20 protein-coding genes, 1 pseudogene and 1 riboswitch are annotated in these 22,146 nt (G+C 76.3%); of the genes and pseudogenes, 6 read left to right on the top strand and 15 right to left on the bottom strand.

Annotated features, from left to right (window positions below; genetic code table 11):
* Positions 1-115: 115 nt before the first annotated feature.
* The 4 genes from ACI79O_RS23025 to ACI79O_RS23010 all read right to left on the bottom strand — a co-directional run bounded on the left by ACI79O_RS23025 (position 116) and on the right by ACI79O_RS23010 (position 3,693).
* Positions 116-583, bottom strand: coding sequence for an SRPBCC family protein (locus ACI79O_RS23025; protein WP_456877626.1), 468 nt, complete (start codon positions 581-583; stop codon positions 116-118).
* A gap of 77 nt (positions 584-660) precedes the next feature.
* Positions 661-1,824 carry an AGE family epimerase/isomerase gene (locus tag ACI79O_RS23020; RefSeq protein ID WP_456915297.1) on the bottom strand — a complete coding sequence of 388 codons (1,164 nt, stop codon included), beginning with the start codon at positions 1,822-1,824 and terminating at the stop codon, positions 661-663.
* Positions 1,825-1,828: 4 nt separating this feature from the next.
* On the bottom strand, positions 1,829-2,491 hold the full coding sequence (locus tag ACI79O_RS23015; RefSeq protein ID WP_456915296.1) for a response regulator: 663 nt from the start codon (positions 2,489-2,491) through the stop codon (positions 1,829-1,831).
* A complete protein-coding gene (locus ACI79O_RS23010) occupies positions 2,488-3,693 on the bottom strand; it encodes a sensor histidine kinase (RefSeq protein WP_456915295.1) in 1,206 nt (401 codons plus the stop codon). The genes ACI79O_RS23015 and ACI79O_RS23010 overlap by 4 nt, the downstream gene beginning before the upstream one ends.
* 199 nt (positions 3,694-3,892) lie before the next feature.
* Here ACI79O_RS23010 and ACI79O_RS23005 point away from each other — a divergent pair, with 199 nt between their 5' ends.
* Positions 3,893-4,456, top strand: coding sequence for a hypothetical protein (locus ACI79O_RS23005; RefSeq protein ID WP_456915294.1), 564 nt, complete (start codon positions 3,893-3,895; stop codon positions 4,454-4,456).
* Positions 4,457-4,517: 61 nt separating this feature from the next.
* On the opposite strand, the gene ACI79O_RS23000 is transcribed toward ACI79O_RS23005, so the two are convergent.
* From ACI79O_RS23000 to pdhA, 3 genes are read right to left on the bottom strand one after another with little or no spacing between them, the layout of a single operon-like run.
* Positions 4,518-6,077 (bottom strand): dihydrolipoamide acetyltransferase family protein, encoded by a 1,560-nt coding sequence (locus tag ACI79O_RS23000; protein WP_456915293.1) that lies wholly within the window; start codon positions 6,075-6,077, stop codon positions 4,518-4,520.
* A 3-nt stretch (positions 6,078-6,080) separates the two neighbouring features.
* Positions 6,081-7,058: an alpha-ketoacid dehydrogenase subunit beta gene (locus tag ACI79O_RS22995; RefSeq protein WP_456877632.1), complete on the bottom strand. Its 978-nt coding sequence runs from the start codon at positions 7,056-7,058 to the stop codon at positions 6,081-6,083.
* Positions 7,058-8,197: a pyruvate dehydrogenase (acetyl-transferring) E1 component subunit alpha gene (gene pdhA, locus ACI79O_RS22990; protein ID WP_456915292.1), complete on the bottom strand. Its 1,140-nt coding sequence runs from the start codon at positions 8,195-8,197 to the stop codon at positions 7,058-7,060. Before pdhA ends, ACI79O_RS22995 begins: the two co-directional genes overlap by 1 nt.
* 216 nt (positions 8,198-8,413) lie before the next feature.
* Between pdhA and ACI79O_RS22985 the strand changes: the two genes are divergently transcribed.
* Positions 8,414-8,911, top strand: coding sequence for an Lrp/AsnC family transcriptional regulator (locus ACI79O_RS22985; RefSeq protein ID WP_456877634.1), 498 nt, complete (start codon positions 8,414-8,416; stop codon positions 8,909-8,911).
* Between the two features lie 9 nt (positions 8,912-8,920).
* A complete protein-coding gene (locus ACI79O_RS22980; RefSeq protein ID WP_456891337.1) occupies positions 8,921-9,997 on the top strand; it encodes a M42 family metallopeptidase in 1,077 nt (358 codons plus the stop codon).
* On the opposite strand, the gene ACI79O_RS22975 is transcribed toward ACI79O_RS22980, so the two are convergent.
* Positions 9,987-10,241 carry a DUF3253 domain-containing protein gene (locus ACI79O_RS22975; protein ID WP_456877636.1) on the bottom strand — a complete coding sequence of 85 codons (255 nt, stop codon included), beginning with the start codon at positions 10,239-10,241 and terminating at the stop codon, positions 9,987-9,989. The two genes, ACI79O_RS22980 and ACI79O_RS22975, sit on opposite strands and share 11 nt — an antisense overlap.
* Before the next feature lie 53 nt (positions 10,242-10,294).
* Between ACI79O_RS22975 and ACI79O_RS22970 the strand changes: the two genes are divergently transcribed.
* Positions 10,295-10,813 (top strand): hypothetical protein, encoded by a 519-nt coding sequence (locus ACI79O_RS22970; protein ID WP_456891339.1) that lies wholly within the window; start codon positions 10,295-10,297, stop codon positions 10,811-10,813.
* A gap of 42 nt (positions 10,814-10,855) precedes the next feature.
* Here ACI79O_RS22970 and ACI79O_RS22965 read toward each other — a convergent pair whose 3' ends face one another.
* The 3 genes from ACI79O_RS22965 to ACI79O_RS22955 all read right to left on the bottom strand — a co-directional run bounded on the left by ACI79O_RS22965 (position 10,856) and on the right by ACI79O_RS22955 (position 13,778).
* Positions 10,856-12,181 (bottom strand): serine hydrolase domain-containing protein, encoded by a 1,326-nt coding sequence (locus ACI79O_RS22965; RefSeq protein ID WP_456891341.1) that lies wholly within the window; start codon positions 12,179-12,181, stop codon positions 10,856-10,858.
* 15 nt (positions 12,182-12,196) lie between these two features.
* Positions 12,197-12,514, bottom strand: coding sequence for a DUF3817 domain-containing protein (locus ACI79O_RS22960; protein WP_456877639.1), 318 nt, complete (start codon positions 12,512-12,514; stop codon positions 12,197-12,199).
* Positions 12,515-12,650: 136 nt separating this feature from the next.
* Positions 12,651-13,778 (bottom strand): C40 family peptidase, encoded by a 1,128-nt coding sequence (locus ACI79O_RS22955; protein WP_456915291.1) that lies wholly within the window; start codon positions 13,776-13,778, stop codon positions 12,651-12,653.
* 7 nt (positions 13,779-13,785) lie between these two features.
* Positions 13,786-13,921, bottom strand: a riboswitch (cyclic di-AMP (ydaO/yuaA leader).
* Between the two features lie 189 nt (positions 13,922-14,110).
* Here ACI79O_RS22955 and ACI79O_RS22950 point away from each other — a divergent pair.
* Both ACI79O_RS22950 and ACI79O_RS22945 read left to right on the top strand, forming a co-directional pair.
* Complete coding sequence (locus ACI79O_RS22950) at positions 14,111-14,332, top strand: hypothetical protein (RefSeq protein ID WP_456891345.1); 222 nt, start codon at positions 14,111-14,113, stop codon at positions 14,330-14,332.
* 55 nt (positions 14,333-14,387) lie between these two features.
* Positions 14,388-15,206 (top strand): annotated as a pseudogene (locus tag ACI79O_RS22945) (YhjD/YihY/BrkB family envelope integrity protein); the annotation flags it as partial.
* A 38-nt stretch (positions 15,207-15,244) separates the two neighbouring features.
* On the opposite strand, the gene ACI79O_RS22940 reads toward ACI79O_RS22945, so the two are convergent.
* The 4 genes from ACI79O_RS22940 to ACI79O_RS22925 form a co-directional block, all read right to left on the bottom strand.
* A complete protein-coding gene (locus ACI79O_RS22940) occupies positions 15,245-17,782 on the bottom strand; it encodes a transglycosylase domain-containing protein (protein WP_456915290.1) in 2,538 nt (845 codons plus the stop codon).
* 82 nt (positions 17,783-17,864) lie between these two features.
* Positions 17,865-19,928 (bottom strand): HelD family protein, encoded by a 2,064-nt coding sequence (locus ACI79O_RS22935; protein ID WP_456915289.1) that lies wholly within the window; start codon positions 19,926-19,928, stop codon positions 17,865-17,867.
* A 34-nt stretch (positions 19,929-19,962) separates the two neighbouring features.
* Positions 19,963-20,661: an acVLRF1 family peptidyl-tRNA hydrolase gene (locus ACI79O_RS22930; RefSeq protein WP_456915288.1), complete on the bottom strand. Its 699-nt coding sequence runs from the start codon at positions 20,659-20,661 to the stop codon at positions 19,963-19,965.
* Between the two features lie 4 nt (positions 20,662-20,665).
* Positions 20,666-21,892, bottom strand: a complete 1,227-nt coding sequence (locus ACI79O_RS22925) for an MFS transporter (RefSeq protein WP_456915287.1) — start codon at positions 21,890-21,892, stop codon at positions 20,666-20,668.
* Between the last annotated feature and the right edge of the window lie 254 nt (positions 21,893-22,146).

Below are 22,146 nucleotides of genomic sequence, written 5' to 3'. Positions count from 1 at the left end.
TCCGTGCTGCGCCGCGCGAGGATCAGGGTCCCTGATCGTGGAGTGTCCTCCCTCACGGTGGGACGTGAGGGAGGACGCCCGGGGATCAGGTCACCTGATCATCGCGCCGGCCGGTTCAGCGCTGGTCGGGGCGCGGGACGTCGCCGCGCCAGGCGCCGGTCTCGGTGCCGCGGCTCTCGATGAACTCCTTGAACCGCTTGGCGTCGGCCTTGACCTGCCGGTCGTCGAAGCCGAGCGCGGCCCCGACCTTCTCGACGACGCCGGTCGGCTCCCAGTCGATCTGGATCATGACGCGGGTCTTGGTGTCGTCGAGGCGGTGGAAGGTGACCACCCCGGCGTGCTTGGCGTCACCGCCGGTGCTCGCCCAGGCGACGCGCTCGTCGGGGTGCTGCTCGGTGATCTCGGCGTCGAACTCGCGCTTGACGCCGTCGATGTTGGTGATCCAGTGCGTGTGCGTGTCGTCGACCTGGGTGATGCGCTCGACGCCACCCATGAACTGCGGGAACGACTCGAACTGCGTCCACTGGTCGTAGGCGACCCGGATCGGGACGTCGACGTCGACGGATTCCTGCACGCTGGCCACGGGAACGCTCCTCGTTGCTCGGGATCTCGTTGTGGGCGATCCCGGCCTACCCCGCCCCGCGCGGGCGGACACACCGGTCAGCGCAGCGCGGCGGCGACGCTCCCCCGCACCGGCCGGCCGGGCAGCAGCAGCGCCTGCGCGAGGTGGTAGGCGTCGGGCTGGCCGGACCAGGTGCCGGTGGCCACCTCCCCGGTCGGCGTCAGCTCGTGGTGCCAGCTGCCGGTGGCGGGGTCGGCGAACCGCTCCTCGCCGTGCGCCCACCAGGCGGCGGCGAGCTCGCCGTACCGCGGCTCCCCGGTGACCGCGCCGAGCACGGTCGCCGCCGCCACCGCCTCGCACAGCACCCAGTGCATCCGCGCGGGCACCACCGGGCGGTCGTCCCAGTCGAGCGTGTAGGGGAAGCCCGGCTCGCCGTCGGCCGCCCAGCCCCGCCCGGCGGCGGCGTCGAACAGCGCGACCGCGTCGTCGAGCAGCCAGGCCGGCCGGTCGTCGAGGACCGCGCGCAGGTGGAGGGTCAGCCGCGCCCACTCGAACTGGTGGCCCACCGTGACGCCGTAGGGCCGGAACGGGTCGGCCGGCCGGTCGCGGTTGAACTCCGGCAGCGGCGTCCACTCTGCGGTGAAGTGCTCGGGCAGCCGCCAGTCCCGCTCGCGGGCCCGGCCGTGCACGATCCGCTCGGTGCTGCGAAGCGCCCGATGCCGCAGCCGCACGGCCTCGTCCCCGCCGAGCGCGTCGGCGGCGGCCAGCGTGGCCTCGACGCCGTGCATGTTGGCGTTGGCGCCGCGGTAGTCCGACAGCCGGGACCAGTCGGCGGTCCACTCCTCCACGGCCAGGCCCGCGTCGTCGTCCCAGAACCGCCGTTCCCAGACCTCCAGAGCCTCTTCCAGCAACGCACGGCCGCCCTCGACGCCGGCGGCGGTGGCCGTGGCCCCCGCCAGGACGGCGAAGGCGTGCACGTAGGCGGACTTGGTGTCGTCGTCCTCGGCCGCCCGCCAGCCCCCGTGCGCGCCGTCGTGCAGCGGCCCGCCGCGCAGCGCGGCCACCCCGGAGGCGGCCACCTCCCCGGCGCCGGGCCGGCCCAGCAGGTGCGCCAGGCCGAAGACGTGGGTCATCCGGGCGACGATCCAGGTCTCCTGCGGGCGGCCGGGCTCGACCGAGCCGTCGCTCCGCAGGTAACCGAAGCCGCCGCCGGGCAGCCGCGAGCGCGCGGCGAGGGCCAGCAGCCCGTCCAGGTCGGTCACCGGGTCATCGTGGTCGCCCGGGCCGCACCAGGCCAGTCTCGTAGGCGCGCACCACGGCCTGGACGCGGTCCCGCACGCCGAGCTTGGCCAGCAGCCGCGTGACGTGCGCCTTCACCGTCGCCTCGGTGACGACGAGCGCGGCGGCGATCTCGGTGTTGGACAGGCCCTGGGCCAGCAAGTGCCAGACCTCACGCTCCCGGGGGCTCAGGTCGGCGGCCGGGTCGGGTCCCGGCGTGGCCGGGGGCGCCTGCAGGTAGCGCTCGATCAGCCGCCGGGTCACCACGGGCGCCAGCAGCGCCTCCCCCGTCGCCACGACCCGCACCGCCTCGACCAGCCGGTCCGGCGGGGCGTCCTTGAGGAGGAAGCCGGCGGCCCCGGCCTCCAGCGCCCGGAACACGTACTCGTCGAGGTCGAAGGTGGTCAGCACCAGCACCTGCGGGGGCTCGGCGAGCCGGCGGGTGCCCTCGATGCCGTCGGTCCGCGGCATCCGCACGTCCATGACGACGACGTCGGGCCGGTGCGCGAGCGCCTGCTCGACCGCCTCCTGCCCGTCCGCGGCCTCGCCCACCACCGCCAGCCCGGCACCCTCGAGCACGCCGGCGATGCCCGACCGGACCAGCGCGTGGTCGTCGGCCACCACCACGCGCAGCGGGACCGGCCCGGTCACGGCCCCACCAGCGGCAGCACCGCGCGGACCTCCCAGCCGGCTGGGTCGACGGCGCCCACGGTCAGCGAGCCCCCGTAGACCCGCACCCGCTCGCGCATCCCCGGCACGCCGTGTCCGCCGCCGCCGTCGGCGAGGTCACCGCCGGGGACGGCGGGCACGCTCCCGACCCGGTGGCCGCCGTCGTCGCGCACCCGCAGCCGCACCTCCTGTTCATCGACCTCGACCCGCACGCCGACCCGGGCGCCGGGGGCGTGCTTGAGCACGTTGGTCAGCGACTCCTGCACCAGCCGGTAGACCGCGAGCGAGGGCCCGTCGGGGACCGCGGCGACCTCACCGCCCACGGCCAGGTCGACGTCGAGACCGGCGTCGCGGGCGTCGCGGGCGAGGTCCTCGAGCCGGGAGATGCCCGGCTGCGGCGTGTAGTCCGGGTGCCCCTCGCGCAGCACGTCGAGCAGGTGGCGCATCTCCCGCATCGCCTCGGCGGCGGTGCGCCGGGCCATGCCGAGGTGGGCGAGCGCGCGGTCGGGGTCGCGGACGACGAACGCCTCGGCGGCACCGGTCTGCAGCACGACGACCGAGACCGAGTGGGCGACGACGTCGTGCAGCTCGCGGGCGATGCGGGCGCGCTCGAGCGCGACGGCCTCGCCGGCCGCGGCGGCCGCGGCGGCCGAGTCCTCCTCGGCCCGCAGCGCGGCCAGTGCCCGGTGGTGGACGACGCGCCCGCCGGTCCAGGCGCCGGCGACGAAGAAGAGCAGCAGCACCAGCGAGCGCGGCCGGGCGGCCTCGACGCCGAAGTAGCCGAGCTGCCCGGCCACCCCCATCGCGACCACCGGCAGCGCACCCAGGCCCACGGCCGCGGGCAGGGAGCGGACGTGCACGGCGACGGTGAAGGCCGCCAGCAGCAGGCTGGGGAAGGGCGTGAAGGTCGCCGCCGCCTCCGCGGTCGCCGCGTGCACGACGAGGGCGGCCGCGACCACGGCGGTGACCGATCCGGGGAACCGGCGGCGCAGCGCCAGCGGGAGGGTCGCGACCAGGACGAACAGCGTGCCGGGCACCGGGGCGAGGTCGGGTGAGAGGACGACCTCCACCAGCCCCCACACCGCGAGGCCGGCCGCGACGGCCAGGTCCAGCCCGCTGGTCCAGCGGGGCACCGACGCCGCGGCGACGGCGGGGTGCCGGGCGGCCCCGGCGGTCGTCGTCACGGACGCCGAACCTACGGGTCACCGGCCCGCCCGCACGTCCACCTCGGGGCGACACGGGGGTTCGACGATGGTCGACACCGCGGTCGCGACCGGCCGCGGTGCGGATGTGGACCGCAGGCCGATGTCGCCGGTCCCGGCCGTCCCTAGCGTCCTCGGCGACCGCCTGACCAGGCGACTCCCTGCACCCCGAGGAGCTCTCGTGACCACCACGCTGCCCACCCCCGCCACCGCCCCGGCCGGCCGGCGCCCCGACACCCGGGCCGGCACCGCCGCGCTCGTCGCCGCGGGCATCTCCGTCGCCGTGGGTGTCACCCAGGTGCTCCACCCGCAGGACACCGACCCGGCGATCGAGCCGCGGACCGCCGCGATCCTCGTGGGCACCAGCGTCATGCTGTGGGCGCTGCCGGTGCTCTACCTCCCGCTCGCCGCGCTGGCCGGCGCGCGGTGGACGGCGTACGTCGCCTCGGCCGGCACCATGCTGCTCAGCGGCGGCATGCTGTCGAGCGCCGTCAACGGCGAGGACCTGTCCTTCTTCCCCGCCGTGGCGCTGGTCGCCAACGCGCTGTGGTTCCTCGGCTCGGTCGCCCTGGCCGTCGCCCTGTGGCGCTCGCGGCGGGTGTCCCGCCCGCTCGTGGCGCTGCTGCCGCTGGTGACGCCGGTCTTCCTGGTCCTGTCCCAGACCGGCGGCGGGGTGCCGGTGGGCGCCTACCTGGCCGTCGTCGGCTGGCTGCTGCTGCGCGGGCAGCTCGACCGCCGGGCCTGACCCTCCCGGCGACGCCGGCGGGCCCTGCCGGTGATCCGGCAGGGCCCGCTGGCGTGTGCGATCAGTAGGCGAGCGCGGTCCGGGGATCGGACAGCAGGGCGCCCACGTCGGCGAGGAACCGGCTGCCGAGCTCCCCGTCGATCACCCGGTGGTCGAACGACAGCGCGAGCTGGGTCACCTGCCGCACCCGCACCCTGCCCTTGTGCACCCACGGCATCTCGCGGACCGCGCCGAAGGCCAGGATCGCCGACTCGCCGGGGTTGAGGATCGGCGTGCCGGTGTCGACGCCGAACACGCCGACGTTGGTGATCGTGATCGTCCCGCCGGACATGTCGGCCGGCGCCGTCCGCCCGGCCCGGGCGGTCTCGGTCAGCTCGGTGAGCGCCGCGGCGAGCTCGCGCAGCGAGAGCCGGTCGGCGCCCTTGACGTTGGGCACGATCAGCCCGCGCGGGGTGGCCGCGGCGATGCCGAGGTTGACCTGCCCGTGGACGACGATCTCCTGCGCGGCCTCGTCCCAGGAGCTGTTCACCATCGGGTGCCGGTTGGCCGCGAGCAGCAACGCCTTCGCGACGAACAGCAGCGGGCTGACCTTCACCCCGGTGAACTCCGGCCGGGCGGCGGTCCGCGACCGCAGCTTCATCATCCGCGTGACGTCGACGGTGAGGAACTCCGTGACGTGCGGCGCGGTGAACGCGCTGGCCACCATCGCCGCCGCGGTCGCCTTGCGCACGCCCTTGACCGGCACCCGCTCGCCGGCGGCCGGTGCACCGGCCGGGACCGTGGCGAGGTCGGGCACCAGGTCCTGGGTGAGGTCCTGGGCGAGGTCCCGGGCCGGGTCGGCAGCCGGCGCGGGGGCCGCCGCCGGAGCGGTCGCCTCCGCCGGCGGTGCCGCGGCCGCGGCGGTGACGTCCTCGCGGGTGATCACGCCGCCGGCGCCGCTGCCGGTGAGCGCGGTGAGGTCGACGCCGAGGTCGCGGGCCAGCTTGCGCACCGGCGGCTTGGCCAGCGGCCGGACCCGCCCGTGCCCCGGCGCGACCGGCCGGGAGGGGGCGGCCGCCTCGGCGCGGGCGTGCGCCTCGGCCTGCCGGCCGACCTCGAGCCCGCCGTGCCGCACCGGCTTGACGGTGGCGTCGGGGGCGGTGGCCAGCAGCGGCGGCCGGTCCTGCCCGCCCGAGCCGTAGTCGGCGCCGACCGGGGCCGGCGCGGAGTGCACCGCGCGGCGCGGCCGGCGGCGGGCCTCGGTGTTCCGCGGGCCGTAGCCCACGAGCACCGCCGTCCGCCCGCCGGGCGCCGCACCGCCGATCAACCCGGCGGCGGGCTCGGCGGACTCCGCCGCGGGCGCGGCACCGCCGGCCGCCGGCGCGGGCGCCGGGGCGTCCCCACCGGTGTCGATCGTGATGATCGGCGTGCCGACGTCGACGGTCGTGCCCGCCTCGAACAGCAGCTCGGTCACCGTGCCGGCGTACGGGGAGGGCAGCTCGACGGCGGCCTTGGCCGTCTCGACCTCGCACAGCGGCTGGTTGACCGTCACGATGTCACCCACCGCGACGAGCCACTGCAGGATCTCCCCGTCGGTCAGGCCCTCCCCGACGTCGGGCAGCTTGAACTGGCGCAGTGCCATCGGTCAGAACTCCATCACGCGGTCGACGGCGTCGAGCACCCGGTCGAGGTCGGGGAGGTACTCCTCCTCGAGCTTCGACGGCGGGTACGGGGTGTCGTAACCACCCACCCGCAGCACCGGCGCCTCCAGCGAGTGGAAGCACGTCTCGGTCACCCGCGCGGCGATCTCCGCACCCAGGCCCAGGGTCACCGGCGCCTCGTGGACGACGACGCAGCGCCCGGTGCGCCGTACCGAGTCGAACACCGGGTCGAGGTCCAGCGGCGAGAGGGTGCGCAGGTCGACGACCTCGAGCGAGCGGTCCTCCTCGGCGGCGGCCTCGGCGGCCTGCAGCGCGGTCTTCACCATCGGGCCGTAGGCCAGCACGGTGACGTCGTCGCCGCCGCGGACGACCCGGGAGGCGAACAGCGGGTCCGGCGTCGCGTCGGTGTCGACCTCCGCCTTCTCCCAGTACCGCCGCTTGGGCTCCAGGAAGACGATCGGGTCGGGGTGGGCGATGGCCTGCTGGATGCCCCAGTAGGCGTCGACCGGGTTGCTGACGGCGACCACCTTCAGCCCCGGGGTGTGCGCGAAGTACGCCTCCGGGCTCTCGCTGTGGTGCTCGACCGCGCCGATGCCGCCACCGAAGGGGATCCGGATGACGATCGGCATGGGCAGCCGGCCGCGCGAGCGGGCGTGGATCTTGGCGACCTGCGTGACGATCTGGTTGTAGGCCGGGAAGACGAACCCGTCGAACTGGATCTCGCAGACCGGCCGGTAGCCGCGCATGGCCAGCCCGACGGCGGTGCCGAGGATGCCGGCCTCGGCCAGCGGGGTGTCGACGACGCGGTCCTCGCCGAAGTCCTTCTGCAGGCCGTCGGTGATCCGGAAGACCCCGCCGAGGCGGCCGATGTCCTCCCCCATGAGCACGACCTTGGCGTCGTCCTCCATGGCGCGGCGCAGGCCCAGGTTGAGGGCCTTGCCGATGGTCAGCGTCTCGGACATCAGTGCCCGCCCTCCTCGAAGGACGCCTGGTAGGCCTCGAACTCCGCCTGCTGCGCGGCGACGAGCGGCGTCTGCTCGGCGTAGACCTGGTCGAACATCGCCGTCCCGGGCGGGTCGGCCATCTCGGTGGTGCCCGAGCGGATCCGCGCCGCCAGCTCGTCGGCCTCGGCCTCGACGGCGTCGAAGAACCCGGCGTCGGCGACGCCGGTGCGCGAGACGTAGGCCTTCAGGCGCGCGATCGGGTCGCGCAGCTTCCACTCCTCCAGCTCGCTGGCCAGCCGGTAGCGGGTGGGGTCGTCGGAGGTGGTGTGCGCGCCCATCCGGTAGGTGAAGGCCTCGATGAACGTCGGGCCCTGGCCCTCGCGGGCGGCGGTCAGCGCCGCCCGGGTCACGGCGAGCACGGCGAGGACGTCGTTGCCGTCGACCCGCACGCCGGGGAAGCCGAACCCGGCCGCGCGCTGGTACAGCGGGATCCGGGTCTGCCGCTCCAGCGGCACGCTGATCGCGTACTGGTTGTTCTGGCAGAAGAAGACGACCGGCGCGGAGAAGCTGGCCGCCCAGATCAGCGCCTCGTTGACCTCGCCCTGGCTGGTCGCGCCGTCGCCGAGGAAGGCCAGCGTCGCGGTCTCGGCGCCGTCGCGCTGCAGGCCCATGGCGTAGCCGGTGGCGTGCAGGCACTGCGCGCCGATGACGACGGTGTAGAGGTTGAAGCCGGTCGCCACTGGGTCCCAGCCGCCGTTGTCCACGCCGCGGAAGAGGCTGATGACGTGCAGCGGGTCGACCCCGCGGGTCCAGGCGACGCCGTGCTCGCGGTAGGTCGGGAAGGCCATGTCGTCGCGGGCCATCGCCCGGCCGGCGCCGATCTGCGCGGCCTCCTGGCCCAGCAGCGAGGCCCAGATGCCCAGCTCGCCCTGGCGCTGCAGCGCGGTGGCCTCGACGTCCCACCGCCGGACCAGCACGAGGTCGCGGTAGAGCCCGCGCAGCTCGTCGGCGGAGACGTCGAGCGGGTAGTCGGGGTGCTCGACGCGCTCGCCCTCGGGGGTGAGCAGCTGCACCAGGTCGGGCTGCTGCGGCAGGTGGGGCGCGGCCGCCCCGGGTACGGGGTCGACCATCTCGGTGGTCGCGCTCGACACGCTCACGCGCTGCTCCTCGCCGTCGTCCGCGGCTGCCGGGGTCGCCGGCCGGTCGCGGTGCTGGACGTCCTGTGGCGCCGGGGTTGTGGCTCCACTCACACATCGTGACACGTCCCACGCCGCGGAGGAGCACACCACCCCGGAGGCGCGATGCGCAAGCCCGCGACGGTGCACTGAGCAGGATGCGTGCCCCGCGTCCTCCGGACGTGTCAGACTGCCACCGTGCCCGCCGGCCCCGAGCGCCTCGACGCCACCGACGCACGGCTCGTGCAGGCGCTGGACGCCGACCCGCGGGCCACGGTGCTGGCGCTGTCCCAGCAGCTCGGGCTGGCCCGCAACACCGTCCAGGCGCGGCTGGCCCGGCTGGAGTCCGGCGGGCTGCTCGCCCCCTTCGCCTCCCGCGTGCGCCCGGAGGCCCTCGGCTACCGGCTGGGCGCCTACGTGACGGTGCAGGTCGTGCAGCGCGGTCTCGAGGAGGTCGCGGCCGCGCTCGCCGCGATGCCCGAGGTGCTGGAGGTGACGGCACTGTCGGGGGCGGCCGACCTGCTGGTGCGGGTGGTCGCCGTCGACGCCGACGACCTCTGGCGGCTGACCGAGCAGGTGCTCGCGCTGCCCGGGGTGGAGCGCACCGACACCGCCCTGGCGCTGCGCCGCTACGTCGAGCACCGGGTCGACCCGCTGCTCGAGCGCGCGGCGGGAGAGCGCCCGCCGTCCGGGTAGGGGTCCGGGGTGACCTCCGAGGCGCCCACCCCGCTGCCCGACCTGCTCGACGAACTGCTGCGCACGTACGGCCCCGGCGGGCACGAGGAGGCGGTGCGCGACGTCGTCCGCCGGGAGCTCGAGCCGCTGGCCGACGAGGTGACCGTCGACGCCGCCGGGAACCTCGTGGCGCTCCTGCACGGGACGGACCGGTCCGCCCCCGCCGTCCGGGTCGTGGCCCACCTCGACGAGCTGTCGATGATGGTCAAGCGGGTCGAGCCCGACGGCACGCTGCGGGTGACCTCGCTGGGCGTCATGTACCCGGGCAACTTCGGCCTCGGCCCGGTCGCCGTCCTCGGCCGGCACCGGACGCTCACCGGCGTCCTCACGCTCGGCTCGGAGCACACGACCGCCGAGAGCCAGCGGATCTGGCAGACCAAGCCCGACCAGGGCGACAAGGCGATGGACTGGTCGCACGTGTACGTCTTCACCGGCTGCCCGGCCGAGGACCTCACCGCCGCCGGGGTGCACCCGGGGACGCGGGTCTGCGTGCACGCCGACCGGCGCGGGCTGACCCGGTTCGGCGACCACGTCGGCTCGTACTTCCTCGACGACCGGGCCGCGCTGACCGCGCTGGTCGGGGCGGCGCGGCTGCTGCGCGGGCGCCCGCACGGCGACGTGTACCTGGTGGCCACCACCAACGAGGAGATGGGCGGGATCGGCGCCTCCCACGCCGCCCGGACGCTGCCCGGCGACCTCACCCTCGCCCTCGACGTCGGCCCCGCGGAGCCCGAGTACCAGGTCACCCTGGACGGCGGGCCGGTGGTGGCCTACGCCGACGACGCCGTCGTCTACGACCGGGCCGTCGCCGACGCGCTGGTCGACGTCGGCACCGAGCTCGGCCTGGACCCGCAGACGGCGGTGTGGCAGTCCTTCGACTCCGACGCCTCCCAGGCGCAGGCGTCGGGCCAGACGGCGCGGGCGGCCCTGCTGAGCCTGCCCACGCTGAGCACCCACGGCTACGAGGTGCTCCACGCCGGCACGGTCGACCGCACCGCCCGGCTGCTCGCCGCCTTCCTGTCCCGGCCGCTGCCGGTCAGCGGCTGACCCGCCGGATCCGCACCGGCCCGCGCGCGGTGCCGACGTCGACCACCGCGCCGCGCTGGGTCACCTCGACCGCGCCGCGTGCGGCCAGCCGGCCCGCGGCCGCGCGCGCCTGCGGCATGAGCGCCCGCCAGCCCTCCGGGTCGACGGCGCGGGCCGCCTCCGACGGGCAGATCGTGGCCCCCGCTGCGCGGGCGTCGAGCAGCGCGTCGATGGCGCGCTCGAGGGCCGGGCCGGCGTCGTCCACCCGCCCATGGTGCGCTGTTTGCGCAGGTCGCGCGCCCGGGTACCGGCGGAGCCATGGCAAGGCGCACCCCGGTGGGGACCTTCGGCAAGGGCAGGCGGGGCATCAGCACGCTGGGCTGGGCGCTGCGCGGCGCGGCGGCGGGGGCGGCCGGGTCCACCGCGCTGAACGCCGTCACCTACCTGGACATGACCGTCCGCGGCCGCGGCACGAGCTCCACGCCCGAGCAGACGGTGGAGCGGCTCGCCGAGAAGGCGCACGTGCCGATCCCCGGCGACGAGGAGCACCGGCAGAACCGGCTCCAGGGCCTCGGGCCGATCACCGGCCTGGTCGCCGGCGTCGGCGTCGGCGTGCTGACCGGGCTGGCGCGGGCGTCGGGGTTCCGGTCACAGCCGCTGGTGGGCACGCTGCTGACCACCCTCGGCGTGCTGGTGGCCGCGAACGGGCCCATGACGGCGCTGGGCGTCACCGACCCCCGCACGTGGTCGGCCACCGACTGGGTCAGCGACCTCGTGCCGCACCTGGCCTACGGCGCCGTCGTCAAGACCACGATGGACGCCTTCGACCGGCCCTGACCGTGTGCACGATGCCCGTCGAGATCACGTGATCTCGACGGTTCAGGGCACCGTCCAGCCGCGGGGGTCGACGCCGCCGGGGACGGGGGCCGCGGGGTCGTAGGGCTGCCGGGTGAAGACGAACGTGCCCAGGTCGAGGTGGTCGGGGGCGATCCGCAGCGTCTCCCCGGCGTAGTAGCCGTCCAGCCCGACCCACCGGCCGTCGTCGCCCCGGCGGAAGCGGCTGGCCCGTCCGGCCCGTCCCGGCAGCGGCCCCAGGTGCAGCAGTCCGCCGGCCACCGCCCGCAGGGCGTGCGGCGCCGGGCCCCAGTACCAGACGCCGAGCTGCTCGAGCGGTACCGGCGGCTCCGACGGGCGCCAGGGGTCGACCACCCGCGGCTCGGCGGCGCGCAGGTCGGCGAGCAGCCCGGGCAGCAGCGCGTCCAGGCCGCTGGTGGTGTTGGCCAGGGAGACCCCGCCGGTGCCCTCCTCGCGGTCGACGAACACCCCGGCGAGGAAGCCCGGCATCGAGCCGCCGTGCCCGGTCAGCGTGCGGCCGTCGACCCGCAGCACCTGCAGCCCGAGCCCGTACGCCGACCAGGCCGGGGACGACGGGTCGACGCCGGCCGGCACCGCCATCTCCTCCAGGGTGGCCGGGGACAGCACGTCGCCGGTGTCGCCGAGCAGGAACGCGGCGAACCGGGCGAGGTCGGCGAGGGTCGCCCACAGCTGACCCGCGGCGGCCATCACGCCGGCGTGGTGCTCGGGCTCGGGCAGCGCGACGTCGGCCCACGGGTGCACGGCCCAGCCCTGCGCGGCGCGGCCGGACGGGCGTGGCGTCGTCCGGGTCATGCCCAGCGGCCCGAGCACCTCGGCGGTGACGACGTCGTCCCATGCCCGCCCGCGCAGCCGGGCCACGAGCTCGCCGAGCAGGCCGAAGCCGAGGTTGGAGTAGTGGAAGCGCCGGGCCTCGCCCAGGACGACGTCGTCCCCGCCGAGCGCCAGGTCGGCCAGGGACCCGCCGGGCACCCGCTCCCACCAGCCGCCGGGGCTCTCGGCGGACGCGCCGGCCAGGTGCGACAGCAGCTGCCCGATCGAGCGGTCGCCCAGCGGGGTGCCGGGCAGGTGCCGGTCGAGCGGGTCGTCGAGGCCGAGCCGGCCCTCGTCGCGCAGCCGCAGGACGGCGACCGCGGTGACCGTCTTGCTGATCGAGCCGAGCCGGTACTGGACGTCGGTGTGCGGCTCGGCGACGTCGCCGCGGCCGGCCGACCACGCCAGGCCGCCGTCCCGTACGACGCCGGCCACCAGGCTCGGCGCGCGGCCGTCGCGCTGCACCCGGGCGGTGCGGGCCAGCAGGGTGCGGGCGGTGGCGGGCAGCACGGTCGGCATGCCCGGAACCGTAGGTCAGGCCCGCGCGGGGACCGCCAGCCTCCCCGTGCGGCCGGCCCAGCGCTCGAAGACGACGGTGACCAGCGGCGGGATCGAGGCGGCGAGCGCCAGCAGCGTCGTCCCCGGGGACCAGCGGAGCACCCGGGCCGCGACCAGCGCCACGACGACGTAGGCGACGAACACCGCGCCGTGGACCGGGCCGAACACCTGCACGCCGACCTCGGAGGTCTCCGGCACGTACTTCACGTACATCCCGGCCAGCAGGCCCACCCAGGACAGCGCCTCGGCGACGGCGACGACGCGGAAGGCGGTGGCGACGGTGCGGGGGTTCACGGGGATGCGGTCCTCACGGATCGGCGGCGGCTCCGCAGGGAGCAACGCGGCAGGCTCCGCCGGAGGTCCCGGACCGGGTGTGACCCCGGCAACGTGCCGGAACGGCCACCCTCCCGGGGAGGAGGGTGGCCCTTCCTCAGCCGATGCGGCGGGCGCCGGCGTAGCCGCCCATCGAGTCGACGCCGGCCACCTTGACGACGTCGCCCGAGGTGGGCGCGTGCACCATCTGGCCGTTGCCGATGTAGATGCCCACGTGGCTGACCGGGCTGTAGAAGAACACCAGGTCACCGGGCTGCAGGTCGGCCCGGGAGACCGCGGTGCCCATCTGCGACTGCATCCGGCTCGAGTGCGGGAGGCTGATCCCGGCGGCCTTGAAGGCGTACTGGGTCAGGCCCGAGCAGTCGAAGGAGTCCGGGCCGGCGGCGGCCCACACGTAGGGGTCGCCCCGCTGCGCCATGGCGGTGGCCACGACGGTGCCGGCGACGCCGCTGGCCGGCGCGGCCGCCGCTGCCGGCGCCTCCTCGGCGGGCTGCGCCGCGGCGGGCTCCTCGCGCTCGTCGTCGCGGCTGGCCCGCTCGTCCTCGGCGGCGTGAGCGGCCGCGGCGGCCTCGAGCGCGGCGCGCTGCTCCTCGGCGGTCAGCCGGGCGAAGTCGGCCTGGTAGGCGGCGATCTGGTCCTCGAGGTCGGCCTGCTGGGCAGCGACGGCGTCGTACTGGCGCTGCGCCTCGACGGCGGCATCGGTGGCGGCGGCCTGGGCGGCGGTGGCGGTGTCGGTCGCCGCGACCGCCTGGCCGAGCAGCTCGCCCTGGTAGCCGGCGACGCCGTGCAGGAGGCTGACGCGGTTGACGAACTCGTCGGCGTCCTCGCTGGTCAGGAGCGCCTGCAGCGAACCCATGCCGTTGCCGGTGTAGGCGGAGCGGGCGATGCCGACGACCTGCTCGCGGGCGGTGCCGACGGCGGCCTGGGCCTGGGCGAGGGAGGCGGCGGCGGTCTCGGCCGCGGCCTGCTGCGCGGCGAGCACCTCGCGGGCCTCGTTGAACTGCTCGGTGACGACCTCGAGCTCGTGCCCGCGGGCGGCCACGAGCTGTGCGGCCTCGGCCGCCGTCGTGGGCTCCTCGGCCAGGGCGGACGAGGGGACCACCCCGACCCCCACGCCGAGCCCCACGGCCCCGGCGAGGACGAGGGCGGCGCGGCGACCCTGCCGGCGGCGGGCCGGGCGGCCGGTCACGGGCGTGCCGAGGACAGACGTGCGCAGGGACGCCACGTGGCGGTTCTCCTCTTCCCAGGCCGCCTACCGGGTTAGCTGACGGGTTCGGGCGTGGACTCGCCCGGCGCGTGCGGACACGCGCTGCACCCCAGGACTGCGGTGGGTCCCCGGCCCGGCGCCCCGCGGGGCGACCGGCTCGACGGCGTCCTCGGGGTGTCACCCAGGTCAGTGACGGAGCGCCCCGTTGGACGCACACAGAGTAAGGGTCGTGACGGACGCGTGACAATCACCCCGATGTAATCACATCGGTGACATTCCGTGGTCGCCCGGTCACCGGACTGCCTGCCCCTGGCGGTTTGGCCGGGCTCCGGGGCGTGTAGGAGTCAGGCATGTCCACCTCCACCCGGATGCGCCTGACCCGGCCGCTGGTCGTGCTCGCGCTGTTCGGCTCCCTGACCGCCTGCGGCGACAACACCGACTTCTCCCGCGGGCCCACCAACTGCGACGCGAGCGGCGAGAACGCCAGCAACGAGAACGACGCCGCGTGCCAGGAGACCGGCCCCAACCCCGGCAACGACGCGCCCACCACCGACGACACCTCCGAGGACTGACCGTCCACCGGCCCCCCGACGGGCGCCCGGTCGCGGGGGCTGGTGGCATGGGCGGGTGACTCCGGAACGCAGGTGGACCGCAGCCCGCCTACGAACCGAGACGAGGGGCCTGCTGGCCGGCGCCCAGCAGCTGCTCCGCGGGCGCGACCTCGCCCTGATCGCGGCGGGACTGACCTTCTACGCCGGCATCGCGGTGGTGCCGCTGCTGCTGGTCGCGGTGCGGCTGACCGCGCTGGCGACCTCGGCCGACGAGGTGCGCGCGCTCGCCGCCCGGCTGACCGAGCTGCTGCCCACCCCGCTGGGCGCCCCGGAGGCGGTCGAGCGCCTGGTCGACGCCGGCACCCGCCTGGACCTCCTGGGCTTCGTGCTGGCGCTGGTGCCGCTGACGTTCTACGGCGAGGGGCTGCGCCGGGCGCTGCTGCGGTTCAGCCCCCGCCGGGAGAGCCTGACCGGCTGGCGCGGCCGCCTGCTGAGCCTGCCGCTGGTGGTCGTCTCACCGCTGCTGCTGTACCCGCTGCTGCTCGCGGCCCGGGTGATGGCCGACCTGGCCCGCGAGGACGGCGTCGGGGCGGTGGTCGGCCGCCTCGCCGTCGGCTACTACTCGGTGCTGTTCGTCCTCACGGTGCCGCTGCTGTGGGGCTACGGCGTGGTGTCCGGCGGGCGCTTCCGCTGGACGGCGCTCACCAGCGGGGCGCTGTTCACCGCGGCCTGCCTGTCGGGGTTCCTGCAGGGCTTCGTCCTGTTCCTGTCCCTGCCGCTGGACCTCGGCGCCCCGTTCGGCGGCCTGGTCGTCGTCGGGGCGGTGGTCGCCGTCGGGCTGTGGCTGTTCCTGCTGCACCTGGTGCTGCTGGCCGGGTGGCTGCTCACCCAGTCGCTCGACGAGCGGCTCGCCCGGCGTCGGGCCGGCGCCCACTACCCCGGGCTCCAGGGCGCCCCCTCGGCCGGCGCGGGTGCCGGCTCCGCGGGCGCCGGGGGTGGCGGCGCCGCGGGCGCCGGGGGCGCGCCCTCCCCCGGGGCCGGCAGCGCCCCGGCCGGATCCTCCGGCACGGTGCCGGGCAGCGGGGGTCCGGGCGGGGGTTCCGGAGCCGGTTCCGGAGCCGGTTCCGGCGGCGGGGGCCCGGGCGGGGGTTCCGGAGCGGGCTCCGGCGCCGGGGCGGGCGGCTCGGGATCGGGGGCGGGCGCGGGGTCGGGGGCGACCGGCTCGGGAGCCGGCTCGACGTAGTCGCTGCCGTTGCTCACCAGGATCGACACGACCTGGCCGGGCACCGCCCGGGCACCCCGGGGCGGGCTGGTCCCGAGGAAGGCGCCGGCCGGCTCGTCGCTGTCGACCCGCAGCGTCTGCGGCGTGAAGCCGGCCTCGGCGAGGACCCGCTCGCAGCTGCGCGCGCCCGAGCAGCCGGGCACCGGCCGGGTGTTGCCGTGCTCCACCGTCTCGTCGGCCGGCGGGAACTCACCGCTGCCCCGGGCGGTGAGGATCGGCTCCATCGCATCCCGCCAGATCGTGGCGCCCTTGCCGCCACCGAAGCCGCCGACGTCCTCGTTCTCCTTGGGGTTGAGCACCATGACGCTCGCGGTGATCTCGGGCGTGTAGCCGACGAAGGCCACCGAGTAGTTGTCCTGCGAGGTCCCGGTCTTGCCGGCGATCTGGTGCCCGCGGACGTAGGCGCGCGACCCGGTCTGCCCGCGGTACCCCGGCTCGACGTCCTTGCGGAGGATCTGGTTCATCGTGGTGGCCACGCCCGGAGGGATGGCCTCGGGCGTGCACCGGTCGCCCACCGGCAGCGGCTCGCCGTCGGCACCCCGGGCCGGCTGCCCGGCGGCGTCGAGCACGGCGGTCACCGGGACGACGTCGCACTGCGTGCCGCCGGCCGCGAACGTCGAGTAGGCGCTGGCCAGGGCGAGCGGGCTGGTGGCCTCGGCGCCGAAGGTGAACGAGCCGCGGTTCTCGTCGATGATCTGCTGCGGCAGCTCCGGCGGGCTGAACTGGAACAGGCCCGCGGCCTCGGCCATCCGCACCGGCTCCTCGACGCTGCCGAGGGCGTCCTCGAGCGCGAGGAAGTAGGTGTTGGAGGACTGGTAGAGCGCGGTGGTCAGGTCCAGCGTCGGGCGGTAGCCCGACCCGGCGTTGCGCACGCAGTACCGGCCGTCGGTGTCGCGGCCCTGACAGGGGCCGGAGTACACGCGGGAGACGTAGGGGTCGGCGGCGGTGAGCGTGTAGGTGGAGGAGTATCCCCGGGCCAGCGCCGCGGCGGCCACGAAGACCTTGTACGTCGAGCCTGAGCCCTGGCTGGGCCAGGTGTTGAGGTTGAACGACTCCTGCGTCGGGTCGGACCGGTCGTAGCCGAACGTGCGGTTGACGCTCATCGCCAGCAGGTGGCCGGTGCCGGGCTCGACGGCGGTGAACATGCCGGCCAGCGAGTCCTCCAGCGGCACGGTCCGCAGCACCGCGGCGTCACCGGAGCGCTGCAGGTCCGGGTCCAGCGTCGTCTGGACGACGTAGCCGCCGTTGTCCAGCTGCTCCTGGGTCAGCCCCAGCTCCTGGATGAGGTACCGCTGGACGAAGTCGCAGACGAACGGCCCGACGCTGGCCTCGACGCAGCCCCGGCGCGGCGGCGGCCCCGGCGCGAGGCCCACGGGCTCGGCCTGCGCGGCGGCGGCCTCGGCGGCGGTGACCATGCCCTGCTCGGCCATCCGCGAGAGGACCTCGTCGCGCCGCGCGGTGGCGGCCTCGGGGTCGACGAACGGGTCGTCCTCGGTGGGGCTCTGCACCAGGCCGGCCAGCAGCGCGGCCTGCGGCAGCGTCAGCGCGGAGGCGTCGACGCCGAACAGGGCGCGGGCGGCGGGCTGCACGCCGTAGGCGTTGGAGCCGAAGTAGACGGTGTTGAGGTAGCGGGTGAGGATCTCGTCCTTGGTGTAGAGGTCCTCGATCGCCAGGGCCAGGCGTGCCTCGCGCACCTTGCGGCCGACGGTCTGCTCGGTGGCCGACACCCGCTCCTCCGGGGTGTCGGCGGCCTGCAGCAGGGTCTGCTTCACCAGTTGCTGGGTGAGCGTGGAGCCGCCCTCGGCCACCCCGCCGGCGACGATGTTGGTGGCCAGCGCGCGCACCGTGCCCTGCACGTCGAGCCCGTTGTGCTCGTGGAACCGCGCGTCCTCGATGGCGATCATCGCCTGCTTCATGACCTCGGCGATCTGCTCGGAGGCCACCGGCTGGCGGTTCTCGTCGTAGAAGTACGTGATCGGCTCGCCGTTCGCGGCCAGCAGCACGGTGTTGCCCGGCGGCGTGTCGACGGTGAACTCGGTGGGCAGGTCGCCCAGCAGGCCGGTGGAGCGCTGGGCGGCGACCGCCGGGCCGCCGATCCACGGGAGGAGCAGACCCGCCACCAGCGCCCCGGCGACCACGACGGTGGCGGCCAGACGCAGCAGCGTCCCAGCCGGACTGGGCCGGTCCATGGGCTCCCTCCTCGGCCGATCACTGGAACAGAGATCACCGCCGACCACAACCACCCGCGCCGGTGTGGCCCGCGGCGACGCGCTAGGGCTCGACGGCCAGCGGCACCGGCAGGTCGTCGCGGTGCAGGACCACCAGCGTGCTCACCGCGCGGGTCAGCACCACGTAGAGCCGGTTGAGCCCCCGCGGCTCGGCCGCCACGATCGCGGCCGGGTCGGCGACGACGACGGCGTCGAACTCCAGCCCCTTGGCCAGCGTCGCGGGGACGACGGCGACCCGCCCGGCCGCCGAGCCGTCGTCGGCGAGCACCTCGGCGGGCAGGCCGGCGTCGGCCAGCGACCGCGCCACCCCGGCGACCGCGGCGTCGGCGCAGACCACGCCGACCGACCCCGGCGCGGCGGCCAGCGCGGCGACGACCTCGGCCAGCGGCCCGGCGAGGTCGGCGACCGGCCGGACCTCCAGCGAGCCCGGGTCCCGGCGCACCGCGGTGGCCGGGCGCAGGCCGGGGGCGATGACCGGCAGCAGCCGGTTGGCGTAGTCGAGCACCTCACCGGGCACCCGGTAGCCCCGGGTGAGCGGCCGGACGGCGGTCTGCGGCCGGCCCAGGCCGGCGAGGGTCGGCGCCCAGTCCGCCGGCGACCCGGGGCCGGTGGCCTGCGCGAGGTCGCCGAGCACGGTGAGCGACCCGGCGGCCAGCCGGCGCGCGATCGCCCGGCACTGCATGGGGGTGAGGTCCTGCGCCTCGTCGACGACCACGTGCCCGTAGCCGGCGGTGCGCTCGACCAGCCCCGCGGCCTCGTCGACCAGGACGGCGTCGGCGGCGGTCCACGGGGTCGCGCGGACCGAGCGGGCGGCCGGGCGCAGCAGCAGGGCCTGCTCGTCGTCGGTCAGCACGCCGCGGGCGGCGCGGGCGAGGACGGCGGGGTCGGAGAGGAGCTCCGCCACGAGCGCGGCGGCGTCGCGGGCGGGCCAGACGGTGTCGCAGAACGCGCGGACCCCGGCGCTGCGGGCGGCGCGGCGGACCTCCCCGTCGGAGGGGCTGCCGCCGGCCTCCTCGTTCTGCCGGCGGGCCTCCTCGGCCAGCAGCAGCGCCAGCCGCTCGCGCCCGGCGGCGTGGTGCAGCCGCTGCTGGTCGTCGGCCAGGCGGCCGCGCCGGCGCAGGTCGTCGACGTGGCGCTTGAGCCGCTCGACCGGGACCCGGTACCGGCGGCCGGCCAGCGGGACGAGGACGTCGTCGGCGGGCTTGGCGATGGAGCCCCACAGCGCCCGCTCGAGCACCTGCGCCAAGCGGGTGTCGCCCTTGAGGACGGCGACCTCCGGGGCGTCCTGCGCCCGCACCGGCACACGCGCCGTCAGCTCGGCGACCGTCGTCTGGTCGACGTCGACCTCGCCGAGGGTGGGCAGCACCTGCTCGATGTAGCGCAGGAACGCCCGGTTCGGCCCGACGACCAGGACGCCGGTGCGCGCCAGCTGGCCGCCGTGCGTGTAGAGCAGGTAGGCCGCCCGGTGCAGGCCGACCGCGGTCTTGCCGGTGCCGGGCGCGCCCTGCACACACACCGACTCGGCCAGCGGGGCGCGCACGATCTCGTCCTGCTCGGGCTGGATGGTGGCCACGATGTCGCGCATGGGTCCGCTGCGCGGGCGCTCGATCTCCTGCCGCAGCAGCGCCGAGTCGCCCTCCTGGCCGGCGCCGAGCAGCTCGTCCTCGTAGCTCGTCAGCTCCCCGCCGGAGAAGCCGAAGCGGCGGCGGCGCACCAGGCCCTGCGGGTCGGCGGCGGTGGCCCGGTAGAACGGGCGGCTCATCGGGGCCCGCCAGTCGATGACCACCGGCCAGCCCGCGGCGTCGCGCACGTGCCGACGGCCGATGTGGAAGGTCTCGGTCGTGCCGTCGGGGGCGCCGGTGTCGGTGCGGCCGAAGAACGGCGGCACGCCCGGGTCGGCGGCCAGGGCGCGCAGCCGGTCGGCGCGGGCGGCGCCCAGCCGCTCGGAGGCCCAGGCGTCCACCCCGGCGTCGACGACGGCGGAGGCGGCGGCGCGCATCCCGGTCAGGCAGTCGGCGGCGCGGGCCAGGTGGGCGCGCTCGGCGGCCAGGACGGGGTCGGGAACGGGGGGTGCGGGAGGGCTCGTGCCGGTCGGTGGGGCGGACACGGTCGTTGGACGCTACGCCTCGCGGTGGCCCGCGTCACGCTCGTGACCCGGCGGTCCGATCCCCTCCCGGACGGTCACCGGGCTCGACGAGGTGGACGCGGACCGCCCGGAACTGGGCGGGGGTCGCCTCGAGCACCGCGCGCGTCGGCTCGCCGACCTCCAGCGCGGGGTCGCGGCGCAGCGCCGCCAGCGCGGCCAGCCGCGGGTCGGCGAGGACGGCGTCGACCATCGGCCGGTCGCCCCCGGTGAACAGGGCCTCGAGGCCGGCGGTGTGCGGCAGCAGCACGCGGGCGGCGGTCCCGGCGGCGGCGCCGACCACCGCGTCGGCCTGGTGGGTCCGGCGGCGGGCGAAGCGCTGCTGGCTCCAGCCGCCGGCCGCGCTGCGCCCCTGCACCAGCCGCGTGTCGACCTTGGAGACCACGAGGTCGGCGCCGTCGAAGACGCCGGTCGCCCACCGGCCCCGGCGCACGAGCAGGACGGCGGCGCGCCGGGGCTGCCGGGCGGCGGCGGTGAACGAGGTCAGCAGCGCCGGTGTCGGCGTCCACGCGAACGGTGCGCGCAGGGTCAGCGTGGTGCCGTCCTGGCAGGTGACGGCCACGGCGCCGTCGTCGTCCCCGGTCACCTCGACGAAGGGCCCGTGCCGCGCGGCGACGCCGTCGAGCCACCGGCCCAGCCGCTCCGGTGCGACGCCGAGGACGCGGCCGCCGCCGGCCGCCGGCCGGGGGCGGGTCACCGGCTCAGCCGGTCACCTCACCGGCGAGGACCGGCTCGGCGATGTTCTCGGCGGGCACGTGCAGCAGCCGCTGGGCCACCAGCACGACGACGGCGGCCAGCCCGGCCGACACCGTCGCCACGAGGAAGGCCGCGTTGGCCCCGGCGGTGTCGACGATCTTCCCGGCGATCGACGTGCCGACGGCGACCCCCAGCCCGAGCGCGGTGCCGATCCAGGTGAAGGCCTCGGTGACGGCGGTCCGCGGGACGATGATCTCGGCGAGGGTGAACGAGCTGATCAGCGACGGCGACACCGCGATGCCGGCGACCACCACGAACGGGATCATCACCCAGACGCTGTCGACGACGACCAGCGGCACGGTGAGCACGGTGAGCACCAGCAGGACGACCAGCAGCCGGTGCCGCAGCGGGTGGTGCCAGTGCACGGCGCCCCAGCCGATGCCGCTGACCATCGAGCCCACCGCCAGCCCCGCGATGAGCACACCCGACAGGCCCATGGCGTCGGCCTCGTCGGCGAAGGCGACCAGCGCGATCTCCAGCGTGCCGAGGACCGAGCCGATGGCGGCGCCGACGACGAACAGCACGCGCAGGCCGGGCGTGCGGATCGCCGAGGGCCCGCGGCGCGCCTCGTGGCCGTGCGGCGGGGGTTCGGTCCGGCGCTGGGCGGCGAACAGCAGCGCGCCCACGACGGCGAGGGTGAACGCGGTGACCACGCCGGAGGTGGCGTGCCCGGTGGTGGACAGGAAGGTGACCAGCACCGGCCCGACGATGAAGACCAGCTCGTCGACCACCGACTCCATGGCCAGCGCGGCGGGCAGCCGCTTGGTGCCGCGCAGCAGGTGGGTCCAGCGCACGCGGATCATCGAGGCGACCGGCGGGATGCACGCGCCCGCGACGCCCGCGGTGGCGAAGAGCGTCCAGCGCGGCCAGTCGTCCTTGACCGCGGCCAGGAACGCCGCCCCCGCGGCGGCGAAGACGAGCACGACCGGGACGAGCACGCGGCGCTGGCCGAAGGTGTCGGCCAGCCGCCCCAGCAGCGGGCCGGCCAGGGCGGTGGTGACCGCGCCGGCCGCCGCCACCGTGCCGCCCAGCCCGTACGAGCCGGTCTCGGACGCCACCAGGAGGACGCACCCCAGGCCCACCATCGACAGCGGGAGCCGCCCGACGAAGGCGGCGAGCACCATGGGCAGCGCGTGCGGCGTGCGCAGCACGTGCAGGTAGGGACTGAGCAAAGGAGGGGGACCTGTCGTCAGGGGGACGCGGGTTCACTCCACGCTAACCGACGGCGGCACGGCGGGCAGGCGGACCGCTTGCGTTCCGTGTGCGGACGGACACGGGCCCCGCCCCGGACGACGCTGTCCGACGCGGGGCCCGCGGGACCCGGGGGGGGGGGGGGGGGGGGGGGGGGGGGGGGGGGGGGGGGCGGGGGGGGGGCGGGGGGCGGGGTGGGGGGGGGGTGTGAAGAACTCCTTGGCTGTATTTTTGG

Source organism: Geodermatophilus sp. SYSU D00696 (assembly GCF_054050235.1).
Note: the sequence above shows the minus strand (reverse complement) of the source record. Positions and strands in the feature narration are given on the sequence as shown.